Genomic DNA, 22,663 nt, shown 5'->3' on the forward strand with positions numbered 1-22,663 from the left:
CCCGGGCCGGGGCTCACAGGTCGAGGTCGACCTGCAGCGAGGCCACCGCCTTGGCCAGGCCGATCAACCGGGTGACCTGGTCACGGGGCTGCCCCGGACGGGCCGCACGCACCACGGAGAGCACGACGGTCCAGTCACGCAGCTGCTGTTCGTCGGTCTCGACACCTGCCGCGACCAGCGCGTCCACGAGCTGCCAGAAGACCTCCTGCAGCTGGGCGGTGCCGCCCTGCGCATCGGCCAGGAAGGCCGCGGCCTCGGCATGCCGGTTGCCGGCCAGGCCCAGCGGCGCGATGGCCACCGGCTCGCCACCACGCAGCAGGACGTGCTCGCCGCGCAGGTTACCGTGCAGGCTCACCAGGTGATCTTCCTGACCCAGCAGCCGTCGTCCGGTCCGCAGCGCCTGCTCCACCAGCCGAGGCGGCAGGGGCAGGGAACGCCCGACGCTCTCCATGGCTGCCAGCTCGTCGGCCAGCAGCTCCGCGAGCCGGGGGAGCGCGGCCGGTGCCGGCCGGTGCAGCCGGGCCCACAGCTGGGCCACCTCGTCGGCCCCGGCCCAGGTGGGCTGCAACGGTTCCAGCAGCACCGCTCCCCATGCGGGTTTGGCACGCAGCACCTCGACGGCACCCTCGGCGCGCCAGAACTTCAGAGCAGCCACCGAGCCGGCTCGCCAGCCCCGCGGTGGCGCCACCTTGAGCACGGCAGCGCGCCCGTCGACGGTGCGCACCGGACGCACCAGCTCGCTGTACGGCTCGCCGTCAGGGATCAGTTGCCAGTCGCGCATCACCTCGTCCACCGCACCAGTCTTGCGCGCCGGTGGCAGGGGCCTTGCCTAGGATCGGCCCATGGTACTCGACGCGGGTCAGCAGGCGCTGCTGGACGCCTGGTGCCCGGGAGCCCGTCTGGTGCGCGACATGGGCTGGGGACTGGTGGAGCGCACCGTGCTGCACCTGGCCACCGACCAGGGCGGGGTGACCGTCAAGGCGAGTCCGCCGCAGGACCGCCACACCGCCCGGGAGATCGCCGCCCATCGCGCCTGGTTGGCGCCGCTGGTGGCCGAAGGCCATGTACCGCGGCTGCTGCATGCCGATCAGGCGGCCCGGATCCTGGTCGCCGAGCACCTTCCCGGTGAGCTGGTGCTGGGCCACCCCGCCCAGAGCGAACCGGAGACCTTCGCCCAGGCCGGCCGCATCCTGCGGCTGCTGCACGGCCAGTCCTGCGGCGTCGATGCCGGCTACGGCCAGCAGCTGCGCGAGACGACGCTGCGCTGGCTGTCCCGCCCGCACCGCATCGAGCCTTCGACCGCGCGCGAGCTGCACCGCCGGGTCTCGGCCTGGCCCGACCAGGGCGCCGAGGTGGTGCCCACCCACCAGGACTTCCAGCCGCGCAACTGGCTGGTGGACGAGGCGCGCGTGCGGCTGATCGACTTCGGCGGCATGGAGCTGGCGCCGGCGCTGGTGGACCTGGTGCGGCTGCACCGCCAGGACTTCCAGGACGATCCCCGGCTGGAGCAGGCCTTCCTGGCCGGCTACGGCAGTGACCCGCGCCGCGACGAGCTGTGGCCCCGCCAGCTGCTGGCCCAGGCCGTCACCACCGCCGTCTGGGCCTTCGGCGTGGGCGACGAGGCCTTCGAGCAGCAGGGCCACCGGATGGTCGCGCAGTGCCTGGACGGCGTCTTCTGAGCATCCGGCGAGCCAGGAATCCCGCGGCGGGCACCAGTGGCGATGCCCTAGGGTGGAGGCGCACACCAACCGGCCGCGCACCGTCTATGCGCGGCCCCAGAAAGGAATAGCTGCTCATGCTGCGCACCCATGAGGCCGGGACCCTGTCCAAGGCCGACGTCGGAACCACTGTCACCCTGGCCGGATGGGTCGCCAAGCGGCGCGACCACGGCGGCGTGGCCTTCATCGACCTGCGCGACGCCTCCGGCATCTGCCAGGTCGTCGTGCGTGACGAGTACCTCGAGAAGGCCGGCATCCACGACCTGCGCAACGAGTTCTGCATCAAGGTCACCGGCGTCGTCGACGCCCGTACCCCCGAGAACGTGAACCCCAACATCGCCACCGGAGAGGTGGAGGTGGCCATCCGCGAGCTGGAGGTGCTGAACACCGCCGCGCCGCTGCCCTTCCAGGTCGACGAGCGCACCGGTGTCGGCGAGGACGCCCGCCTGAAGTACCGCTACCTGGACCTGCGCCGGCCCCGGATGCACGAGGCCATGGTGCTGCGCTCCCAGGTCACCCACACCATCCGTGAGGTGCTGGACGAGGCCAGCTTCTACGACGTCGAGACCCCGACGCTGACCCGCTCCACCCCCGAGGGCGCCCGCGACTTCCTGGTGCCGGCCCGCCTGCACCCGGGTGCCTGGTACGCCCTGCCGCAGAGCCCCCAGCTGTTCAAGCAGTTGCTGATGGTGGCCGGCATGGAGCGCTACTACCAGATCGCGCGCTGCTACCGCGACGAGGACTTCCGCGCCGACCGCCAGCCCGAGTTCACCCAGCTCGACATCGAGATGAGCTTCGTGGACCAGGACGACGTGATGGCCCTGGCCGAGAAGGTGATGGCCGCCTGCTGGAAGCTGATCGGCGTCGACATGCCCACCCCGCTGCCGCGGATGACCTGGCACGACGCCATGGACAACTACGGCTCCGACAAGCCCGACCTGCGCTTCGACCTCAAGATCCGCGAGCTGACCAGCTTCTTCGCCGAGACCCCCTTCCGGGTCTTCCAGAACCCCTACGTGGGCTGCGTGGTCATGCCCGGTGGCGCCTCGCTGCCGCGTCGCCAGTTCGACGCCTGGCAGGAGTGGGCCAAGCAGCGCGGCGCCAAGGGCCTGGCCTACATCACCGTCGACGAGAACGGCGAGCTCGGCGGTCCGGTGGCCAAGAACATCTCCGAGACCGAGAAGGCCGGCATCGCCGAGGCCGCTGGCGCCAAGCCGGGCGACGCGATCTTCTTCGCGGCGGGGGAGCGCGAGACCTCCCAGGAGCTGCTGGGTGCCGCGCGCCTGGAGATCGGCCGCCGCTGCGAGCTGATCGACGAGGACGCCTGGAGCTTCCTGTGGGTGGTGGACGCCCCCATGTTCAAGTCCACCGCCGCGGCCACCGCCTCGGGCGACGTGGCGCTGGGCCACTCGAAGTGGACCGCCGTGCACCATGCCTTCACCTCGCCCAAGCCGGAGCACCTGGACAGCTTCGACACCGATCCGGGCAGCGCGCTGAGCTATGGCTACGACTTCGTCTGCAACGGCAACGAGGTGGGCGGCGGCTCGATCCGTATCCACCGCCCCGACGTGCAGCAGCGCGTCTTCAACGTGATGGGGATCAGCGAGGAGGAAGCGAGTGAGAAGTTCGGCTTCCTGCTGGAAGCCTTCGCCTTCGGCGCCCCGCCGCACGGTGGCATCGCCTTCGGCCTGGACCGTCTGGTCATGCTGCTGGGTGGTTTCGACACCATCCGCGACGTGATCGCCTTCCCCAAGTCCGGCGGCGGCTTCGATCCGCTGACCCAGGCCCCGGCGCCGATCACGCCGCAGCAGCGCAAGGAGGCCGGCGTCGACGCCAAGCCGGTCAAGAAGGGCGAGCAGGCCGAGGCGGCCGAGAAGAAGGCCAACCCGCTGCCCTCCAACTGATCGAACCGCCGGTCCACGGGCCCGGTACCGCTGTCGCGGTGCCGGGTCCGTGGCGTGTGCAAGGAAAGTCCTGGCAACAACCGGCGCGGCGCGCCCGCCAGGCGATTGACTGCCAAGGTTCGACCGGCGACGAGGCCGTCGCCGGGTCCACATGACTGAAGGACCTTCCCATGGCTGTTCTCGACTGGGTCGTCGTGGCCCTGTTCTTCGCCGCGATGATCGGCATCGGCATCTACTCCAAGTCCAAGAGCTCCAACTCCGGCGACTTCTTCGTGGGCGGCGGCAAGGTGCCGTGGTGGTTGTCCGGCGTCTCGCACCACGTCTCGGGCCACTCCGGCGTGGTCTTCGTCGCCTATGCCGCCATCGCCTACAACCTCGGCTTCACCATGTACGTCTGGTGGGCTCTGGTGATCGCCTTCGCCACCCTGATCGGCGCCCGGATCTTCGCGCCGCGCTGGCCGCGGCTGCGCCAGAAGCTGGGCATCCAGTCGCCCACCGAGTACCTCAAGATGCGCTACGGCCTGCCCGCGCAGCAGACCATCGCCTGGCTGGGTGTGCTGATGAAGCTGGTGGACATCGGCGCCAAGTGGGCCTCGATCGGCGTGCTGATGCACGGCTTCACCGGCGTGCCGATCTGGCTGGGCATCCTGCTCTCCGGCGCGGTCAGCATGATCTACATCACCATCGGCGGACTGTGGGCCGACCTGCTCACCGACTTCGTGCAGTTCCTGGTGCAGCTGGTGGCCGGCCTCGTGATCCTGGTGGGCGTCGGCGCCGCGCTGGCCGACCGCGGGCTGAACTACTTCACCATGTGGGGCGAGCTCGACAAGGTGCAGCCCAACTTCTCCAGCCCCTTCGCTGGCAACTACACCATGCTGTGGTGCGCGCTCTACCTGTTCGCCAAGACCTTCGAGTACAACGGCGGCAACTGGAACCTGGCCGCGCGCTTCATCTCCACCTCCAGCGGCAAGGAGGCCCGCAAGGCCGAGCTGCTCAGCTCGCTGCTCTACTTCGTCTGGCCGCTGCTGATCTTCGCCCCGATGTGGGCCGGTCGGCTGCTGCACCCGGGCCTCGAGGACCCGGCCGGCGACCTGTACCCGCTGCTCACCGACACCTACCTGCCCGCCGGTCTGATCGGCCTGGTGCTGGCCAGCATGTTCGCCTCCACCATGGGCATGACCGTCTCCGACATCAACACCCTCTCCGCGGTCACCCAGCGAGACATCCTGCCGGTGCTGAGCCGCAAGTTCGACGAGTCGCGCCTGTCCGGCCGCGCCTCGCTGCGGATGGCGCGCCTGATCACCATCTTCTTCACCGTCGTCACCCTGGTGGTGGGCCTGAACAAGGACGCCTTCGGCGACATCATCGGCATGATCATCACCTGGTTCGGCGCCCTGGTGGGCGTGACCGGTGTGCCCCTGCTGCTGGGCCTGTTCAAGCGATTCCGCCACACCGACGGCACCTGGGCGATCATCGGCATCATCTTCGGCATGCTCACCTTCGCGGCCAGCCAGATCTGGAAGAGCGACTTCCCCTCCGACTGGGTCACCGCCGGTCCGATGCTGGTCTCCGCCTTCTTCTACATCCTGGGCGGCGTGCTGAACGCCTCCCGCGGCAAGCAGGTTCCGGCCGAGGTGGACTCCATGCTCGACTACATCGGCGACGACCGCGACGAGCACGGCGAACTCGTGACGGCGCGCTGAGCGGCACGACGATGACCACGAGGATCGTCCAGGTGGGGGTGCGCGGCTTCGGCGAGGTGCACCTGGAGCGGATCGCGGCGCTGCAGGCGGAGGGGCGCGTGGAGCTGGTGGGCGTCGTGGCACCATCCGGTCTGCCCGAGGGCCTGAAGGTGGCCTGGTTCGACGACCTGGGCCCCGCGCTGGAGGCGCTGCGACCCGACGTGGTCAGCATCGCCAGTCCGATGCACAGCCATGCCGAGCTGGCCACCCGGGCGGTGCTGGGTGGGGCGCACGTCCTGCTGGAGAAGCCGCCGGTGACCTCGCTGGCCGACTTCGAGGCGCTGCTCAACACCGCCGCCGCCAACCAGCGGGTGGTGCAGGTGGGCTTCCAGAGCCTCGGCTCGGACGGGATCGGACGGCTGCGTGAGCTGGTGACCGGCGACGAACTGGGCGGTCCCGTGCAGGTGGGAGCCCGCGGGCTGTGGGTGCGGGATCGTGCCTACTACGAGCGCTCCGCCTGGGCCGGTCGGCGCCGCCACCAGGGACGACGGGTGGCCGACGGGGTGGTGACCAACCAGCTGCCGCACGCCGTGGTGACCGCCCTGGCGGCGCTCGGCGCCCGGCACCTGGAGGACGTGGCGGGCGTCGAGCTGGAGCTCTACCGCGCCAATCCGATCGAGGCCGACGACACCGCCTTCGTGCGGGTGGAGCTGGCCGACGGGAGCACCCTGTGCGCAGCGCTCACCGTCTGCGCGGAGCAGGAAGAGGGGGCCACGGTGGAGCTGCGGGGCAGCCGGGGACGGGCCAGCTACCACTACGAGGACGACGAGCTGGAGCTGGTGGTGGACGGTCGCAGCAGTCGGGAACGCTTCGCGCGCACCGACCTGCTGGCCAACCTGCTGGACCACCTGGAGCACGGCGCCGACCTGCTGGTGCCGCTGGAGGCCACCGGTGCCTTCATGGCGGTGCTGGAGGCCACCCAGTCCGCCCCCGACCCGGTGCCGCTGGAGGATGGCGTCAGCTTCGTGGGGGAGGGCGACGAGCGTCGCGCCGTCGTGGCTGACGTGGCGGACTGGGTCGACCGGGCCCTGCAGTCCCAACTGGGCTTCCGCGAGCTGGGGGCGCCCTGGGCCCGCTGCGGCGTCACGGCCCGGTGGGTGCCGCCGCAGCGCCGTGGCCGCTGAGCCCGCCCCAGGTCAGTCGAGCAGCCGCCCGTCACGTACCCGCACCCGACGATCCGCCCGCTGCGCCATCTCCGCGTCGTGGGTCACCATCACCACGGCGGGTCCGAGGTCCTGCGCGACACCGTGCAGCAGATCAACCACCTGCAGGGAGGCCTGCTGGTCCAGCGCGCTGGTGGGCTCATCCACCAGCAGCAGCGAAGGGCTGCCCACCAGGGCCCGCGCGATGGCGACGCGTTGCCGCTGTCCGCCGGACAGCTGGTGCGGCCGTCGTGAGCCGAGGCCCTGCAGTCCCACCCGACGCAGCAGCTCGTCGGCGCGGCTGCGGTGGCGGCGCAGTACGCGGCCACGCATGCCTGCCAGGTGGAGCGGCAGCAGCACCTGTTCGGTGGCGTCCAGGCTCGCGAGCAGGTTGGCCTGCTGGAAGACGATGCCGATGTGGTCGCGCCGCACCCGGGTGCGTTGGTCGTCGGACAGCCCGGTGAGCGCCGTCCCGGCCACGTGGACCCGGCCGCTGCTGGGACGCACCAGGCCGGCGGCGGCTGACAGCAGCGTGGACTTCCCGGAGCCGGAGGGGCCGACCACGGCCAGGAAGTCGCCCGGTGCCACCGACAGGTGGGCGGTGTCGAGCACCACCTGGTGGCGCGGGGTGCCGTCGGCGTCGGTGCCGTCGCGGTGGCGGACGGTGATGCCCTCCAGCAGCAGCGCCGCTGGCGGGACGGGCTCGAGCACAGCGTGGCGCGGAGCGGTGGTGATGGTGGCCATGGTGTCTCCTGTGGGTGGTGGTGATGGTCAGTTGCCGCCGAGGGCGAGCAGCGGGTCCACGGCGGCGACCCGGCGTACCGCCAGCACGGAGCCCAGCAGTCCCACCAGCAGCACACCTGCGGTGGGGGCCAGCGTGGTCGCGGGCAGCACCAGCACAGGAACCGCCTGGCGTGCGGCCAGGGCGGCGGCGGTGCCCAGCGTGCCGCCCAACAGGCAGCCGATGCCCAGCAGGATGGCGGCCTGGCCCAGCGAGTCACGCAGCACGTAACGCCGGGAGCCTCCCAGTGCCCGCAGCACCGCGATGTCCCGGGTGCGCTGGATGGTCCACACGCTCAGGAAGGCCAGCACCACGAGGGCGGTCACCCCGTAGAGCAGGCCCTGGATCATCAGCAACGAGCCGCGTTCCGAGCTGTAGCCGGGAAGGGCCGCCAGAGCCTCCCCACGGTCCAGGGCGGTCAGCGCGGCCGGGGCCGGCGCCGAGCCCGGGCTGAGCACCGCCGTGGCCTGGCCGGCCGGCTGGCCGGTGATCCGGTTCGCGGTCGCCAGCGTCGTCCACACCACGGGGGAGTGCGAGTACCAGTGGGTGGGCTGCACGGCCGCGACGACGAGCCGCACACCGTTCAGATCCAGCGCCTGGCCGGGGGCCAGCGCGAGCTCGTCGGCCACCTCTTGTGCCAGCACCACCTGGTCGTCGGACAGCGGCCTGCCCAGTGCGGCCATGCTGCGCCCGCCCGGCTCCACCCCGATGACGGCTGGGCTGGTGATGGCCTCGCCCCGGATGGCGCGGGCGCGGCCCAGCGCCAGGGCCTCGGCGTCGGGGTCAGCGCGGCGAGCATCGTTCACCAGCTGTGGCGTGATGACCGAATCTGCCCAGGAGGTGGTGCTGCCCGACGGGGCCAGCAGCAGCCGGCCCGACGGCAGCCCCGCCACCGCGGAGGTGGTCTGCTCGCCCAACCCGCGGGTGAGGCTGGAGAGCATGACGAGCAGCAGCGTGACCAGGGCCACCACGGTGGTCATCAGGGCGAAGCGGCCCTTGGCGAAGCGGATGTCGTGCAGTGCGAGGAACATGGCTCCATCCCATCGCCGCGCCCCGCGCGGCACATCGTGCTGGGTGACAGGCCCCGTCGCCGTGCGGGTGATCGGGCCCTCGTCCTTTTGGATGACCCCGGGGCCGCCGGTGGTGGCCCCACCGGTCCCAGAACCTAGGCTGGGCGGCGGGAGGTTCGATGGACGCGACAGGCCAGGCGCGGCGGCTGGGCACCATGCTGCGCCACAGCATGCACCTGGTGCTGGGCGTGCTGTGGCTGGTGGGTTGCTGGCGCAGCCTGCACCAGCCGTGGGCGCTCCTGCTGGCGGCGTGCTGGTTGGCCGCCTACGTGGCCGGGCTGGTGTGGCAGGCGCGTCACCGCGGGCGCAGCCGTCGTGCCGGACGGAGCTGGGTGGCCTGCCTGGTGGGGCTGTGGCTGCTGCTGTGCCTGTGCTCGCCGGTGTGGGCGTGGCTGGGCTTCCCGCTCTTCTTCCTGGTGCTGTTCATCCTGCCGCGTCCCGCCGACGCGGTGGTCCTGGCCGCGATGACCGGCTGGATGGTGGTCTCACCCCTGCTGCTGGGACAGCGGCCCACCGTGGGCGGGGTGCTGGGCCCGGTGCTCGCCGCCGGGGCGGCCGTGCTGTCCTGGCTGGTCTTCCGGCAGCTGCGCGAGGACGTGGCCGAGCAGCGGCGGCTGGCCCACCAGGTGGCCGAGGGGCAGCAGGAGCTGCTCCGGGCCGCCGAGGCCGCGGCCCGCACCCAGGAGCGGGACCGGTTGGCGCGCGATCTGCACGACACCTTGGCGCAGGGTCTGAACTCCATCGTGGTGCTCTCCCGGTCGGCCGCCGCCCGGCATCCGCAGGCCGCCGGTGAGCTGGAGCTGATCGAGTCCTCGGCGCGCGAGAACCTGGCGCAGGCACGCCAGCTGGTGCGCCGGATGACGGAGCCGGCAGCAGACCTGGAGGCGGAGCTGGGCCGGCTGGTGGCCGACACGGCGCGACGGGAGCAGGCACTTGGATCGGGACTGCAGCTGGAGCTGCGCACCGATGGGACCGCTCGCCCGCTGCCCGGCGCGGCGCAGGAGGCGCTGCTGATGGCCACCCGGACACTGCTGGCGAATGTGGTGCAGCACGCCGATGCGCGGCGGTGCGTGGTGAGCCTGGGCTGGCACGAGCAGGAGGTGACGCTGGACGTGGTGGACGACGGGACCGGCTTCGAACCGGGCCAGGTGGGCCAGGGCAGCTACGGCCTGACCGGGTTGCAGGCCCGGTTGGACGCGCTGGGCGGCCAGCTGCAGCTGGACAGCACTCCTGGCCAGGGGACATCGGTGGGGCTGCGAGTGGCGCTGGGCGGGGGCCGGCCGTGAGGCCTCGCGTGGTGCTGGTGGACGACCACCCGGTGGTCCGCGCCGGCCTGGTGGCGCTGCTGCAGGCCGACGGTCGGCTGGACGTGGTGGGGGAGGCCGGGGACGCCGCGGGTGCCGTCGCCGTGGTGGAGCGGTTGGCAGGCACCGGTGAGCGCCCGCAGGTGGTGCTGATGGACCTCCACCTGGGCCGTGGGGGACCCGACGGGGTGGAGGCCACCCGTCGCCTCGCCGCACGTGGCTTCCGGGTGCTGGTGGTGACCACCTTCGACTCCGACGCCGACATCCTGGCCGCACTCGACGCGGGTGCGCTGGGCTATGTGCTCAAGGATGTCCCCACTGACGAGCTGGTGGCGGCCGCCCTGGACGTGGCGGCCGGGCGAACCGCGTTGTCACCGCAGGTCCAGCAGCGGCTGGTGCAACGGACCATGGATCCCGGTGCCGCGCTCAGCCCACGCGAGACGGAGATCCTGCAGCAGGTGGCCACCGGGGCCTCCAACCGGGACGTCGCCCGGGCTCTGTTCATCAGCGAGTCCACCGTGAAGACCCATCTCGCGCACCTGTTCGCCAAGCTGGGCGTGGACAACCGCACCGCCCTGGTGGCCGTCGCCCGGGAGCGGCGGCTGATCCGCTGAGCCGCGATAGGTTGGAGCCATGTCCGAGCTTCCCGAGATCCGCTGGATCGACCTGCCCGGTGTGGTGAACATGCGAGACCTGGGCGGCAAGCCCGCCGCAGGCACCACCACCCGGTTCGGCTCCGTGATCCGCACCGACAACCTGCAGGACCTGCCCGCCGCCTCCGTCCGGCGCCTCGTCGACGAGCTGGGCGTCACCGACGTGGTGGACCTGCGCACCGACGTGGAGCGCGCCAGCACCGGCGACGGTCCGCTGGCCGCCGAAGGAGTCCGCTTCCACACGCTGAGCCTCTACCCGGAGGCCTCGATGGAGCACGGAATCCCCGATCCTGACACCGACGAGCCGCCCACCTTCCCCTGGAAGGACGACTTCGCCGGCGCCGCGAAGGCCAAGGTGGGCCACGAGACCCACCTGGCCAACCACTACTTCGGCTACCTGGAGGGCCGGCCGGACAACATCGTCGCCGCACTGCGGGCGATCGCCGCAGCCCCGGGCGCGGTGCTGGTGCACTGCGCCGCCGGCAAGGACCGCACCGGCACCATCTGCGCCCTGGCGCTCACCGTCGCCGGTGCGGACCGTGACGCGGTGGTGGCGGACTACGACGCCACGAACGAGCGGGTGCACCTGATCTTCGACCGGCTGGCCAATTCCGACACCTACCGGGCAGACCTGGAGGGCCAGGTGGTGGCCGACCAGTCCACCCCGGCCGAGAGCATGCGGATGCTGCTGCAGGTGCTCGACGAGCAGTACGGTGCCGGCCACGCGAACGGCGTCGAGGGCTGGCTCGCCGGCCAGGGCTGGACTGACGAGGACAGCCGCCGGCTGCGCGCCAAGCTGCTGGAGCCCCAGGCATGAGCGGCGTCGTTCCCCGCGCCTGGCAGGCCGCCACCGGCGTGACCATGACCGAGACCACCGTCGAGGTGGCCGACGGGCAGGTGCCCGCCAAGCTCTTCCGCCCCGAGGGCGGCACCGGGGCCGGCATCGTGCTGGTGCAGGAGATCTTCGGCGTGAGCCGCTACATCCAGCAGCGGGCCGCGGACCTGGCCGACCTGGGCTGGACCGTGCTGGTGCCCAATCTGTACTGGCGCATTGGTGGTGCCGTGGTGGAGGACGACGACCCGGCGATGATGCCGCATGCCATGGAGCTGCTGCAGGCCAATCCCTGGGACGAGACCGTCGCCGACATCCGGGCCTGCGTGCAGTCGCTGCGCGAGCGCCCCGAGACCGGTGGTCGGGTGGCGCTGCTGGGCTTCTGCTACGGCGGGGGACTGGCCTATGCGGCGGCCTCCGGGGTGGAGGCGCCCGTCGCCCCCGACGCGCTGGTCTGCTACTACGGCTCCGCGCTGCCCGACCTGGTGGACACCATCCCCGTGGTGCAGGTGCCCAGCCTGCACCACTTCGGCGAGGCGGACTCCTACGTCCCCTTCGCCACGGTGCAGCACATCCGCGAGGTGGTGACCCGGGGCGCCGACGTCGAGTTCAGCTCCTGGCCCGGCGCGGACCACGCCTTCGACAACTCGCTGCCAATCTTCCACAACCAGGCCGCCAGCGAGGACGCCTGGCGCGAGACCTGTGTCTGGCTGCTGGAGCACCATCCTGATGAGATTGATCGCGTCCCTGCGAGCAGGACGCTCTGACGACATCGATCGCGTCCCTGCGAGCAGGACGCTCTGACGAGATTGATCGCGTCCCTGCGAGCAGGACGCTCTGACGAGATTGATCGCGTCCCTGCGAGCAGGACGCTCTGACGAGATTGATCGCGTCCCTGCGAGCAGGACGCTCTGACGACATCGTTCGCGTCCCTGCGAGCAGGACGCTCTAGACCTTCTCGGTCTCCGCGCCGCTGATCCGCTCGCGCAGCAGCGAACGGATCTGTTCGGGGGCCATGTCCTGGCTGAGCAGGAAGGTGAGCCCGGCGACGAGCCCGTCGGTGGTGAAGTCGCCGCCGGCCACCGCGCCGGTGGCCAACAGCCCCTGGCTCACCGCGTAGTGGCCCAGCTCCACCGCGCCGTGCGGGCACTGGGTGGTGACCACCACCACGGTCCCGGCCTCGCTGGCGCGGCTCAGGGCGGCCAGCAGGGCCGGGTCGTTGTCGGGGGCATTGCCGGTGCCGTAGGCGCGCAGCACCACCGCCTGCGGGGGCGGGGTGAGCTGGGCGGCCAGGCGCTCGGCGGTCAGGCCGGGATGCAGGGTGAGCACCACCAGGTCGCTGCGCCAGTAGGGCTTCGGCTCGGCCACCAGGGGCCGGTCCACGCCCAGCTCCGGCTGCTCGGTGAAGATCAGCTCGTCGTCGTCGGTGAGAACCGCCAACGGCGGCAGGTTCACCGAGTCGAAGGCGTGGTCGTCGGTGGAGCTGATCTTCGTGGCGTGGTGGCCCGCCAGCAGCGCCTGGTCGAAGTAGACCGCCACCTGGCAGAAGCGCTCGTCCAGGGCGCACCGGATGGCCCCCAGCACGTTGCCGGGCGCGTCGGAGTCGTCCACGACGAAGGAGCGCTGCGCCCCGGTGAGCACCACCGGCAGCCCCTGGCCGGCCAGCGCGAAGTGCGTGGCCGCCGCCGAGAAGCCGAGGGTGTCGGTGCCGTGCAGCACCACGAAGGCCTGGTGGCTCTCGCGGTGCTGCACGACGGCGTCGACGATGCGCTGCCAGTCGTCCGGTCCGGCATTGGAGGAGTCGATCAGCGGCTCCAGGCTGACCAGTTCCCAGTCCACCGTGGCGCAGTGCTCGGCCATCAGGTCGGCCAGCCAGCCGGCCAGGTCGGCCCCCGGCTCCCAGCCGCGCTCGGTGAGCTGCATGCCGAGGGTGCCGCCGGTGTAGACGACCAGCAGTCGCCGCGGTTCGGTGCTCACTTCTCGTCCGCCTCCAGTCGGTGGCCCTCGGCCTGCGCCTCGACGTCGGTCTCCAGGAAGGAGGTCTCCAGCACGTCGCCGTCGATCTTGTCACGCACCAGGAACCAGCCCAGCACCATGATCAGCGCGATCACCGCGAACAGCCCGATGGTGGGACGGCCGATCTCGTCGGCGAACCACATCATGATGATCACGCCCACCAGGAACAGGATCGTGGCCAGGTTGGTCCACGGCGCCCAGAACAGGCGGTACTTCGGCCGCTCGTAGAGGCCCTGCTTGGCCTTGTGGACGAAGATCCAGTGGCTCACCATGATGCTCATCCAGGTGCCGGCGATGCCGATGCCGGCCAGGTTCATCACGATGTCGAAGGCCTGGCTGGGGTAGACGTAGTTGATCAGCACGCCGATCAGACCCAGCACCGAGGTGATCAGGATGCCGCCGTAGGGCACCGAGAAGCGGTTCATCCGAGCGGCGAAGCTGGGCGCCGAGCCCGCGATCGCCATGGAGCGCAGGGTGCGGCCGGTGGCGTAGAGGCCGGCGTTCAGGCTGGACAGGGCCGCGGTGAGCACCACCAGGTTCATGATGGTGCCGGCATTCTGCACGCCGATGGCGTTGAAGAAGGTCACGAAGGGGGACTCGCCCTTGGAGTAGGCGGTCCAAGGCATCAGCATGGTGAACAGCACCACGGAGCCGACGTAGAACAGCGCGATGCGCCACATCATGGAGTTCACGGCGCCGGGCATGATCTTCTCGGCGTCCTTGGCCTCGCCGGCGGCGACGCCCACCATCTCGGTGCCGCCGAAGGCGAAGACCACGCCCAGGGCCAGCGTCACCATCGGGGCCAGACCCTTGGGGAAGAAGCCGCCGTTGTCGGTGATCAGGCTGGGGCCGGGGGTGTGGCCGGCCACCTGGTGTCCGGTGGCGATGAAGAAGACCGCGATCAGCATGAAGCCGACGATGGCGGCCACCTTGATCATGGCGAACCAGAACTCGAACTCGCCGAAGAACTTCACGCTCAGCATGTTCATGGTGAAGACGATGGCCAGCGCGATCAGCGCGATCACCCACTGCGGGATCGGCGCGAAGATGCTCCAGAAGTGCATGTAGAGGGCGACGGCGGTGATGTCGGCCATGACGGTGGTGCACCAGTCGAGGAAGAAGAGCCAGCCGGTGACGTAGGCGCCCTTCTCTCCCATGAACTCGCGGGCATAGGAGACGAAGGCACCTGAGGAGGGACGGTGGATGGTCAGCTCGCCGAGGGCACGGACCATCAGGAAGGCGAACAGCCCGCACAGGGCGTAGACGAAGGCCAACGAGGGACCACCGGCGGCCAGCCGACCGCCCGCCCCCAGGAACAGGCCGGTGCCGATCGAGCCTCCGATGGCGATCATGCGGATGTGGCGGGGCTTGAGGTCCTTCTCGTAGCCGTGGTCGGCCTTGTCGACCGAGACGCCCGAGGCCTTCTGCGGTGCGGCACCAGACATGGCAATCACCTTCATGGTCAGACACGTGGGTGAGCAGGCATCACCCGATGGGACGTGTTCCAGGCCACGCTATTGCCTGGGGTGCACGACGATGGGCCGGGGGTGCCGATTGCCGGTGACGCGCATCCGCCGCGGCCCATCAGGACCGCGGCGGACGTCGTCAGGCCAGCAACCAGATCACTGCCGGCACATCAGGTCGGACTCCACCACCACGGTGCGGCCCTTGTACTGCATCGCGCCCGCAGCCAGGACGCAGTAGCCCTTGTTGTTCACCCCGCCGATGGCGGCCGGGCCGGCCCAGCTGCGGAAACGCCCGCTGGCCACCACCTGGACCGCCGGTCGGGTGGCGCGCTCGCTCTTGATCGCCACCAGGCTGACGCTGGTGGGCAGGTTGACGCCCTTGGTGGGGCCGACGTGCTTGAAGCAGGCGATGGCGGTTCCGCGGTTGGCGCTGGTGGTGTAGATGGTGAGCTCTCCCACCACGGTCCGCCCGAGGTAGGCGTACTGGCGGTCGATCAGGGTGCCGGCGCAGCGCACCGAGCTGGAGCGGATCTGGCGCAGCGGGCTGGCCCCCGGGGCGGTGCGGCCGGTCACCATCTTGGCCTTGACGGTCTGCTGCTTGGGCACGGGGGCCCAGCCTGAATCGGCGGCCTGGGCGGGCAGGGTGGCGCCCAGCAGGGCGAGGGGGCTGAGTGCTGCGATGGCGATGGCGCGCTTGGACATGGTCGGGGGAACCTCTCGGGATGTGGTGAAGGCAGCACGACGACGTGGCCTGGCGGGCGTCCTCGACGGGCACCCACTGGCATTGTGCGCCATGACGGGCGTCATGAGGGCCGATTCGCACAGCTTCTTTCGCGTCTTCTTTGGCGTCGCAGCGGAATCGTTCTCCGGGCGAGGGGCTGGCAGCATGGACGCCATGCTGACCGTGCGCTCCGTCCTGCTCTTCGCCCTCGCCGCGCTCGCCGAGATCGGGGGATCCTGGCTGGTCTGGCAGGCGGTGCGCGAGCACCGCGGCTGGCTCTGGGCACTCGCCGGGGTGGCGGCTCTGGGCGGTTACGGCTTCGTCGCCACCCTGCAACCCAGCGCCGAGTTCGGCCGCATCCTGGCGGCCTACGGCGGTGTCTTCATCATCGGCTCGCTGGCCTGGGGGATGGTGCTCGACGGCTTCCGCCCGGACCGCTTCGACCTGGCCGGGGCGGCCCTGTGCCTGGGCGGCGTGGCGCTGATCATGTACGCACCGCGCGGCTGAGCATCCGCGTCGCGGCGCGGGTAGGCTCGAAGGACGATGACCGACCTCTTCGGAAACCCGGATCCCGCCGAGCTGGCCAGCCAGCAGACGGGCGGCACGCTGTCCGGCGCCACCCACTCCGACCTGCCGCTGGCGGTGCGGCTGCGCCCGCAGACCATCGACGAGATCGTGGGCCAGCAGCACCTGCTGGCACCCGGCTCGCCGCTGCGTCGCCTGGCCGAGGGCACCACGGCCATGTCGGTCTTCCTGTGGGGACCGCCCGGCGTGGGCAAGACCACCATCGCCTCGGTGGTCTCGCACTCCACGAACCGTCGCTTCGTCGAGGTCTCCGCGGTCACCGCGGGGGTCAAGGAGGTGCGCGCCGAGCTGGAGACCGCCCGGCGTGAACTGGCCCGTGGCCGGGCCACCGTGCTCTTCGTCGACGAGGTGCACCGATTCTCCAAGGCCCAGCAGGACGTGCTGCTGCCCGCCGTCGAGAACCGGTTGGTGACGTTGATCGCCGCCACCACGGAGAATCCGAGCTTCTCGGTGATCTCGCCGCTGCTCTCGCGCAGCCTGCTGCTCACCCTGCAGCCGCTCACCGCAGAGGACATCTCCGGCCTGCTCGACCGCGCGCTGAGCGACGAGCGGGGCCTGCGCACCGCCGACGGCGGACTGTTCAGCCTGGACCAGGAGGCACGCGCCACCCTGGTGCGGCTGGCCGGTGGCGACGCCCGTCGCGCGCTCACCTTCATCGAGGAGGCCGCTGCCGGAGCCCAGGCGATCGGCAGCGAGGTGATCGGGCCCGAGGTGGTTGAGAAGGCCGTCGACCGTGCCGCCCTGCGCTATGACAAGGACGGCGACCAGCACTATGACGTGATCAGTGCCTTCATCAAGTCGGTGCGAGGCTCCGACGTGGACGCCGCCCTGCACTACCTGGCGCGGATGCTGGAGGCCGGGGAGGACCCCCGCTTCATCGCGCGGCGACTGATCATCCTGGCCAGCGAGGACATCGGCATGGCGGCGCCGAGCGTGCTGCAGACCGCCGTGGCCGCGGGTCAGGCGGTTCAGCTGATCGGCATGCCGGAAGCCCAGCTCACCCTGGCCCATGCCACCATCGCCGCCGCCACCGCCCCCAAGTCGAATGCGGTCACCACCGCCATCGGCGCGGCCCGGGCCGACGTCGCCGCCGGACGGGTTGGCCTGGTCCCGCCCCACCTGCGCGATGCGCACTACTCGGGTGCCCAGCAGCTGGGCCACGGCAAGGGCTATGTCTACGCCCACGATGCGCCGCATGCCGTCGCCGCGCAGCAGTACCTGCCCGACGAGCTGGTGGGGCAGAGCTACTACCACCCCACGGGCAACGGCAACGAGGCACAGATCGCCGACCGGCTGGCCAGCATCAAGGACCTGCTCGGTGGCCGGCCCTGACCGGGCAGCCTCGGGATCACTCCTCGAAGGTCACCGGGTGGCGTCCGATCAGCTTCTCGATCTCGCGACGGTCGCGCTTGGTGGGGCGCCCGGCGCCGCGGTCACGACGGGCCACCGGACCGGCCAGCAGGTATTCCGGCTTGGGCGGTGACTGGTCCACGTAGCAGGTGCGCGCCACCGGGGCGCCGACCCGCTTGGAGATGGTCTGCGTGACCTCGTAGCGGCGCTCCCAGCCCGGCTCGCGCACGGTGACCACGTCGCCCGGCACCACGGAGTGGGCCGGCTTCACCGGGGAGCCGTTGAGGCGGACGTGGCCGCCGTCGACGGCCTTGTTGGCCATCGAACGGGTCTTGTAGAGCCGCACCGACCAGAGCCAGACGTCGAGTCGCACCATGCGCAGGAATCTAGCGCCTCGGGCGGGCCGGGGGCGTTCCGGCGGGGCTGGGTCTCACCAGGGGTGGGGCCGGTAGTCCTTGAGGAAGACGCCGTACAGCTCGTTGCCGCCCTCGCCCTGCACGATCGGGTCATAGACCCGGGCGGCACCGTCCACCAGGTCCAGCGGCGCGTGCCAGCCCTCCGACGCGATGCGCAGCTTGTCCTCGTGGGGGCGTTCGTCGGTGATCCATCCGGTGTCCACCGCGGTCATCAGGATCCGGTCGGTGCGGTACATCTCCTCGCCGCTGGTGCGGGTGAGCATGTTGAGGGCGGCCTTGGCCATGTTGGTGTGCGGGTGCCCGGCGCCCTTGTAGCGGCGCGCGAACTGGCCCTCCATGGCGGAGACGTTGACCACATAGCGCCGCTCGAAGCTGCTGGAACGCATGGCGCCGCGCAGCCGGGAGACCAGCAGGAAGGGCGCGGTGGCATTGCAGAGCTGCACCTCCAGCATCTCCAGCGGGTCCACCTGCTCGACGGTCTTGGTCCAGGAATTGCTGCGGGCCAGGTCGGGCAGCAGGCCTCCGGCGTCGATGGCGGTGCCGGCCAGGTGGCGCTCGAGCGAGGCATGGCCCGCCTCCAGGGCCTGGGCCACCGTCTCGGCCGCGCTGCGCGCCAGACCGGCCTCGGTTCCGATCCCCGCGAGGGCGGCCGGGTGGGCCTCCGAGATGCGCTCGAAGCTGCTGATCCGGGGCAGCGGCCGGTCGGTGGGCAGCGGCGTGCGTTCGCCCTCCACCAGGTGGGTGTAGGCGCCGGGGGAGCGGCGCACGGTCTGGGCCGCATTGTTGATCAGGATGTCGAGCGGCCCCGCGGCGGCCACCTGGTCGGCCAGCGCCACCACCTGGCCGGGGTCGCGCAGGTCGATGCCGACGATCTCCAGCCGGTCGAGCCAGTCGGCGGCGTCGGGCATGGCCGCGAAGCGTCGCGCGGCGTCGTGCGGGAAGCGGGTGGTGATGGTGAGGTGCGCGCCGTCGCGCAGCAGCCGCAGCGCGATGTACATGCCGATCTTGGCGCGACCCCCGGTGAGCAGGGCGCGTCGCCCACGCAGGTCGGTGCGCTGGTCTCGCCGGGCATGGTTCTCGGCGGCGCACTCGGGGCAGAGCCAGTGGTAGAAGGCGTCCACCTGGGTGTAGGCCTGCTTGCAGATGTAGCAGTCGCGGGGCTCCGCCAGGTGTCCGGCCACCGCGCCGGGCGCCGACGAGGTGAGCGGGATGCCGCGGGTCTCGTCGTCGATCCGCAGCGGGGATCCGGTGGCGGTGCGCTCCAGCACCGCGCGATCGGCGTCGATGACTGGTTGGCGGGCCTGGCGACGACGCCGGGCACGGATCTGCCGGTTCATCCGGTTCACCGCCTGGCGCATCTGCAGCTGCTGCGGATGGTCAGGCTCCAGCTCGCCGAGCTGCTCCAGCAGCGCGAAGGCACGCTCCAGCTCGTGCGGGTCGACGCCGGGGGAGGCCGCTGGGTCGGAAGGGCTGGGGAGGTCGGGCACCCGAGAATCCTAGGTGCCCGGAACAGTTCAGGCCGCCAGCACCGGCGGCGGGTGGGTGGTGGTCGGACAAGCTCGCCCGGGGCGGCCCAGCTCGATGGTGCGTGACGGGGTCACCAGGTAGAGGTAGCCCAAGGGGCTGCGCCACAGGAAGATGCCGGGCATCGGCTGGGTGAGCTGCCAACCGCCATGGGTCTTGGCGCGGTGAACCCCGCGTCCCAGTGGCCCCAGGTTGTCCGGCCGGGTCTGACCCGGCGGGCCGTCGTCGCGCCACGGCTGGGTGTGGTCCAGGTCCAAGCCGGCGGAGCGGCGCGTGGAGAAGGGGAAGACTTCGTAGGGGTTGCGGATCTCCAGTGCCTCGCGCATGGTGCGCGGGCACTCGTAGCTGTCACTGGGTACTTGGCCGTCGGGATCGAGCACCGGCCGCACGAGCACCCGAGCATCGGCCAGCAGGTCGCTGAGCCACTCGGTGAGCAGCGGCCGGATCCGGGTGGCGGGGCTGCTGCCCAGCACGGCTCGTGCCGGCCCGGTTCCGCCGGCCAGGCACTCGTCGGTGAGGTGCACCACCAACTGGGCCCGGGGCTGCAGCAGCTCAGGGTCAACGGTCACGGTGCCGCACAGGTGGCCCGGCTCGCCCTCGTGGGCACAGAACTGGCTCAGCGCCTCCGGCTCCTCGGGCAGCTGGTCCAGCAGGCTGGCCTGCATCAGCTGCAGGGCGCGGGCCGGGGAGGCCAGGACGCCGAGGGCCCGGGCGCGCAGCGCGTCGGCTCCGCCGGTGCAGCCACCCTCGGCCAGGATCCGCGCCAACCAGTCGACACTCTGCTCCAGGTGGGCGGCCTGCGGGGCGTCGATCCGGGCCTGGACGCCCGCGACCCCGTCGTCCTCCTGCGCGATCCACACCCCGCGAGAGTCCATCGCCTCCTGACGGCGCTGCTCGGCCCGCTCCGGCGCGAGATGGGCGAGAACCAGGCCCTCCACCATCCGCTCCACCCGGCTCCAGGCCATGCCGGGCAGAGAGCGGGAGAGATCACGGTCCAGCAGCCGAGCCCCGTCGAGGTCGAGTTCGCGCACCAGCGACGCCAGACGGCGCGCCTGCCAGACCGGCAGCTCGCCGGACACGGTGCGGGCCCACACCCACGGGAGGCGGTGCCGAACATCCAGTGCGCTGGCCACCAGGGCGGCGGCCTCGACGTCGCGCATGCCCAGCGCGGCCGCCAGCTCCAGGCTGCAGAACTCGGCCACCAGTGGGGTGCCGTCGGAACCCAGCTGGCGCAGGCGCTCACAGCCCGGGACCACGGAGGCGGGAAGTTCGGCAGCGAGGTCGGCGAAATGGGCGGCCAGCTCGAACTCCTTGGCCTCGGCCAGCCGACGCTCCCGTCGTACCGCACGCAGTGCCTCGATCGTCTCCACCGCACCCGCGGGCAGGCCGTGGGAGCCGAGACCCGAGGGCCCGACCATCGGCGTCGATGGATTCGAATTCATGTTCTAATTGTAGTTCCGGTGAGGCCACGGGACAAGACTTTTCGGCAGGCCCATCCGGACACCCGCGGGTCCCTGCGGACCTCTGGCCGGCCGCCAGGAGCGCCGATGGCAGCCGACAGATCCGTGGCAACTTGCGGCATCCCCGGGACAGGGACCCGCGCCGGACGGTCAACTGGAGCAAAGGGAGAAGCCACCACGAAGGAGTGACCATGGTCGACCTGACCGCCAAGCCGTTCAACCTCGATGCCGAGTCCGTACAGTGGGTCGAGCAGACCCTCGCCGGGATGTCCGACGAGGAGAAGATCGGCCAGCTCTTCGTCAACATGGGCTCCTCGCGCGACGAGGACTACCTGACCGACATGGTGGAGCGCTACCACATCGCCGCCGTGCGCTACCAGCCCGGCCCGGCCGAGGAGATCTGGGAGCAGAACCGCATCCTGCAGGAGAAGTCGAAGATCCCGATGCTGATCGCCGCCAACACCGAGGCCGGCGGCAACGGTGCCTGCACCGACGGCACCTATGTCGGCTGGGAGATCAAGGTGGCTGCCGCCCAGGACCCGCGCTTCGCCTACGAGCTGGGCCGTATCTCCGGCGTCGAGGCGTCGGCCATCGGCTGCAACTGGAGCTTCGCGCCGATCGTCGACCTCTACCGCAACTGGCGCAATCCCATCGTCTCGGTGCGCACCTGGTCCGCCGATCCGGACCAGACCATCGAGCTCGCCACCGAGTACATGCGCGGGATCATGGAGTCCAACATCATGCCCGCCGCCAAGCACTGGCCCGGTGACGGCATCGACGAGCGCGACCAGCACCTCAGCTCGGCGCCCAACTGGTGCTCCGCCGAGGAGTGGGACCAGAGCTTCGGGCGGGTCTACTCCGCCCTGATCGAGGCCGGCCTGCCCTCCATCATGGCCGGGCACATCGCCCTGCCCAGCTACCAGAAGCACTTCAACCCCGAGATGACCGACGAGGACATCCTGCCCGCCACGCTGAGCAAGGAGATCACCACCGACCTGCTGCGCGGCAAGCTGGGCTTCAACGGCGTGGTGGTCACCGACGCCTCGCACATGGTGGCCATGACCGGCGCCATGAAGCGCTCCGAGATCCTGCCCACCGCGATCATGGCCGGCTGCGACCTCTTCCTGTTCTTCAACGACCCCGACGAGGACTTCGCCTGGATGATGGAGGCGCTGCAGGACGGCCGCCTCACCCGTGAGCGGCTCGACGAGGCGATCACCCGCACCCTCGGGCTCAAGGCGAAGATCGGCCTGCACCGCAAGCAGCGCACCGAGATCCTGCCGCCCAAGCAGGAGGCCATGGCGCGCATCCAGCTGCCGGAGAACCTGAAGGTGGCCGAGGAGCTCTCCGACCGGGCCGTCACCCTGGTCAAGGACAAGGACACGGGCGTGCTGCCGATCAGCCCGGACAAGCACCGTCGCGTGCTGGTGGTGCCGATCAGCGGCCCCAAGAACCCGATGGCGCACGGCAAGGGCCCCAAGGCCTCCGCGGTGCTGGCCGAGGTGCTGCGCGAGCGTGGCTACGAGGTGGAGCTCTACGAGTCGCTCACCGACAAGGCCGAGCGGATGACCGAGGAGGAGTTCGCCGAGGTGGTGCGCGGCGCCTATGCCGGCAAGGCACCGGTCAGCGCGCTCACCGACTCCTATGACCTGGTGATCTCCGCGGCCCAGGTGAACGGCCTGATGCAGCCCACCGAGCGGATCTACTGGCCGGCCTCCAAGGGCACCCCGGACATCCCCTGGTACGTCCACGAGCTGCCCACCGTCTTCGTCTCCTTCGCCTGCCCCTACCACCTGGCCGACGTGCCGCAGGTGAAGACCTTCGTCAATGCCTACGACGGCTACGAGCACACCGTGCGGGCCGTGGTGGACAAGCTGGAGGGTCGCAGCGACTTCCATGGCAAGCCGTCCACCGACGTCTTCTGCGGACTGCGCGACACCGTGCTCTGAACCGATCTCCTGCCCGACGACGACGAGGGC

Annotated in this window: 20 protein-coding genes; 11 read left to right on the forward strand and 9 right to left on the reverse strand. The window is 71.0% G+C overall.

Going from position 1 to position 22,663, the window contains the following annotated elements:
- Positions 1 to 13: 13 nt before the first annotated feature.
- Complete coding sequence (locus tag ABD073_RS14765) at positions 14 to 793, reverse strand: aminoglycoside phosphotransferase family protein (protein WP_343875832.1); 780 nt, start codon at positions 791 to 793, stop codon at positions 14 to 16.
- A gap of 49 nt (positions 794 to 842) precedes the next feature.
- Between ABD073_RS14765 and ABD073_RS14770 the strand changes: the two genes are divergently transcribed.
- The 4 genes from ABD073_RS14770 to ABD073_RS14785 all read left to right on the forward strand — a co-directional run bounded on the left by ABD073_RS14770 (position 843) and on the right by ABD073_RS14785 (position 6,488).
- Positions 843 to 1,679, forward strand: coding sequence for a phosphotransferase (locus tag ABD073_RS14770; RefSeq protein WP_343875833.1), 837 nt, complete (start codon positions 843 to 845; stop codon positions 1,677 to 1,679).
- Positions 1,680 to 1,795: 116 nt separating this feature from the next.
- Complete coding sequence (gene aspS, locus ABD073_RS14775) at positions 1,796 to 3,622, forward strand: aspartate--tRNA ligase (RefSeq protein WP_343875835.1); 1,827 nt, start codon at positions 1,796 to 1,798, stop codon at positions 3,620 to 3,622.
- Between the two features lie 170 nt (positions 3,623 to 3,792).
- Entirely contained in the window at positions 3,793 to 5,325 is a 1,533-nt protein-coding gene (locus ABD073_RS14780) for a sodium:solute symporter family protein (RefSeq protein ID WP_343875837.1), read from the forward strand.
- Between the two features lie 11 nt (positions 5,326 to 5,336).
- Positions 5,337 to 6,488 (forward strand): Gfo/Idh/MocA family protein, encoded by a 1,152-nt coding sequence (locus ABD073_RS14785; RefSeq protein ID WP_343875839.1) that lies wholly within the window; start codon positions 5,337 to 5,339, stop codon positions 6,486 to 6,488.
- A 12-nt stretch (positions 6,489 to 6,500) separates the two neighbouring features.
- Here ABD073_RS14785 and ABD073_RS14790 read toward each other — a convergent pair whose 3' ends face one another.
- Positions 6,501 to 7,250, reverse strand: a complete 750-nt coding sequence (locus ABD073_RS14790; protein ID WP_343875841.1) for an ABC transporter ATP-binding protein — start codon at positions 7,248 to 7,250, stop codon at positions 6,501 to 6,503.
- Positions 7,251 to 7,277: 27 nt separating this feature from the next.
- Positions 7,278 to 8,318, reverse strand: coding sequence for an FtsX-like permease family protein (locus ABD073_RS14795; protein ID WP_343875843.1), 1,041 nt, complete (start codon positions 8,316 to 8,318; stop codon positions 7,278 to 7,280).
- Between the two features lie 158 nt (positions 8,319 to 8,476).
- Between ABD073_RS14795 and ABD073_RS14800 the strand changes: the two genes are divergently transcribed.
- Genes ABD073_RS14800 through ABD073_RS14815 form a run of 4 tightly spaced genes read left to right on the forward strand, consistent with a single transcriptional unit; the run spans position 8,477 to position 11,913 of the window.
- Entirely contained in the window at positions 8,477 to 9,643 is a 1,167-nt protein-coding gene (locus tag ABD073_RS14800) for a sensor histidine kinase (protein ID WP_343875845.1), read from the forward strand.
- Positions 9,640 to 10,275, forward strand: a complete 636-nt coding sequence (locus tag ABD073_RS14805; protein WP_343875847.1) for a LuxR C-terminal-related transcriptional regulator — start codon at positions 9,640 to 9,642, stop codon at positions 10,273 to 10,275. Before ABD073_RS14800 ends, ABD073_RS14805 begins: the two co-directional genes overlap by 4 nt.
- 19 nt (positions 10,276 to 10,294) lie before the next feature.
- Positions 10,295 to 11,131 carry a tyrosine-protein phosphatase gene (locus ABD073_RS14810; protein ID WP_343875848.1) on the forward strand — a complete coding sequence of 279 codons (837 nt, stop codon included), beginning with the start codon at positions 10,295 to 10,297 and terminating at the stop codon, positions 11,129 to 11,131.
- The gene (locus tag ABD073_RS14815) at positions 11,128 to 11,913 is read left to right on the forward strand and encodes a dienelactone hydrolase family protein (RefSeq protein ID WP_343875850.1); all 786 of its coding nucleotides are present in this window, start codon (positions 11,128 to 11,130) and stop codon (positions 11,911 to 11,913) included. Before ABD073_RS14810 ends, ABD073_RS14815 begins: the two co-directional genes overlap by 4 nt.
- 181 nt (positions 11,914 to 12,094) lie before the next feature.
- On the opposite strand, the gene ABD073_RS14820 is transcribed toward ABD073_RS14815, so the two are convergent.
- The 3 genes from ABD073_RS14820 to ABD073_RS14830 all read right to left on the reverse strand — a co-directional run bounded on the left by ABD073_RS14820 (position 12,095) and on the right by ABD073_RS14830 (position 15,330).
- A complete protein-coding gene (locus ABD073_RS14820) occupies positions 12,095 to 13,123 on the reverse strand; it encodes an asparaginase (protein ID WP_343875852.1) in 1,029 nt (342 codons plus the stop codon).
- On the reverse strand, positions 13,120 to 14,607 hold the full coding sequence (locus tag ABD073_RS14825; protein ID WP_343875854.1) for an amino acid permease: 1,488 nt from the start codon (positions 14,605 to 14,607) through the stop codon (positions 13,120 to 13,122). The genes ABD073_RS14820 and ABD073_RS14825 overlap by 4 nt, the downstream gene beginning before the upstream one ends.
- Positions 14,608 to 14,784: 177 nt before the next feature.
- Positions 14,785 to 15,330, reverse strand: a complete 546-nt coding sequence (locus ABD073_RS14830) for a hypothetical protein (protein WP_343875856.1) — start codon at positions 15,328 to 15,330, stop codon at positions 14,785 to 14,787.
- Between the two features lie 193 nt (positions 15,331 to 15,523).
- On the opposite strand from ABD073_RS14830, the gene ABD073_RS14835 reads away from it, so the two are divergent.
- Both ABD073_RS14835 and ABD073_RS14840 read left to right on the forward strand, forming a co-directional pair.
- A complete protein-coding gene (locus ABD073_RS14835) occupies positions 15,524 to 15,856 on the forward strand; it encodes a YnfA family protein (protein WP_343875941.1) in 333 nt (110 codons plus the stop codon).
- A gap of 36 nt (positions 15,857 to 15,892) precedes the next feature.
- Positions 15,893 to 17,266 (forward strand): replication-associated recombination protein A, encoded by a 1,374-nt coding sequence (locus ABD073_RS14840; protein ID WP_343875858.1) that lies wholly within the window; start codon positions 15,893 to 15,895, stop codon positions 17,264 to 17,266.
- Positions 17,267 to 17,282: 16 nt separating this feature from the next.
- Here the strand turns inward: ABD073_RS14840 and ABD073_RS14845 are convergent, their stop codons facing one another.
- The 3 genes from ABD073_RS14845 to ABD073_RS14855 are packed head-to-tail and all read right to left on the reverse strand — an operon-like array spanning position 17,283 to position 20,666.
- Positions 17,283 to 17,660, reverse strand: coding sequence for an RNA-binding S4 domain-containing protein (locus tag ABD073_RS14845; protein ID WP_343875860.1), 378 nt, complete (start codon positions 17,658 to 17,660; stop codon positions 17,283 to 17,285).
- Between the two features lie 54 nt (positions 17,661 to 17,714).
- Positions 17,715 to 19,187, reverse strand: coding sequence for an SDR family NAD(P)-dependent oxidoreductase (locus ABD073_RS14850; RefSeq protein WP_343875862.1), 1,473 nt, complete (start codon positions 19,185 to 19,187; stop codon positions 17,715 to 17,717).
- A 27-nt stretch (positions 19,188 to 19,214) separates the two neighbouring features.
- On the reverse strand, positions 19,215 to 20,666 hold the full coding sequence (locus tag ABD073_RS14855) for a DUF222 domain-containing protein (protein ID WP_343875864.1): 1,452 nt from the start codon (positions 20,664 to 20,666) through the stop codon (positions 19,215 to 19,217).
- A gap of 209 nt (positions 20,667 to 20,875) precedes the next feature.
- Here ABD073_RS14855 and ABD073_RS14860 point away from each other — a divergent pair, with 209 nt between their 5' ends.
- Positions 20,876 to 22,633: a glycoside hydrolase family 3 protein gene (locus ABD073_RS14860; protein ID WP_343875866.1), complete on the forward strand. Its 1,758-nt coding sequence runs from the start codon at positions 20,876 to 20,878 to the stop codon at positions 22,631 to 22,633.
- Positions 22,634 to 22,663: the final 30 nt, after the last annotated feature.

It is taken from the genome of Luteococcus peritonei, from assembly GCF_039526385.1.
Lineage (GTDB): Bacteria > Actinomycetota > Actinomycetes > Propionibacteriales > Propionibacteriaceae > Luteococcus > Luteococcus peritonei.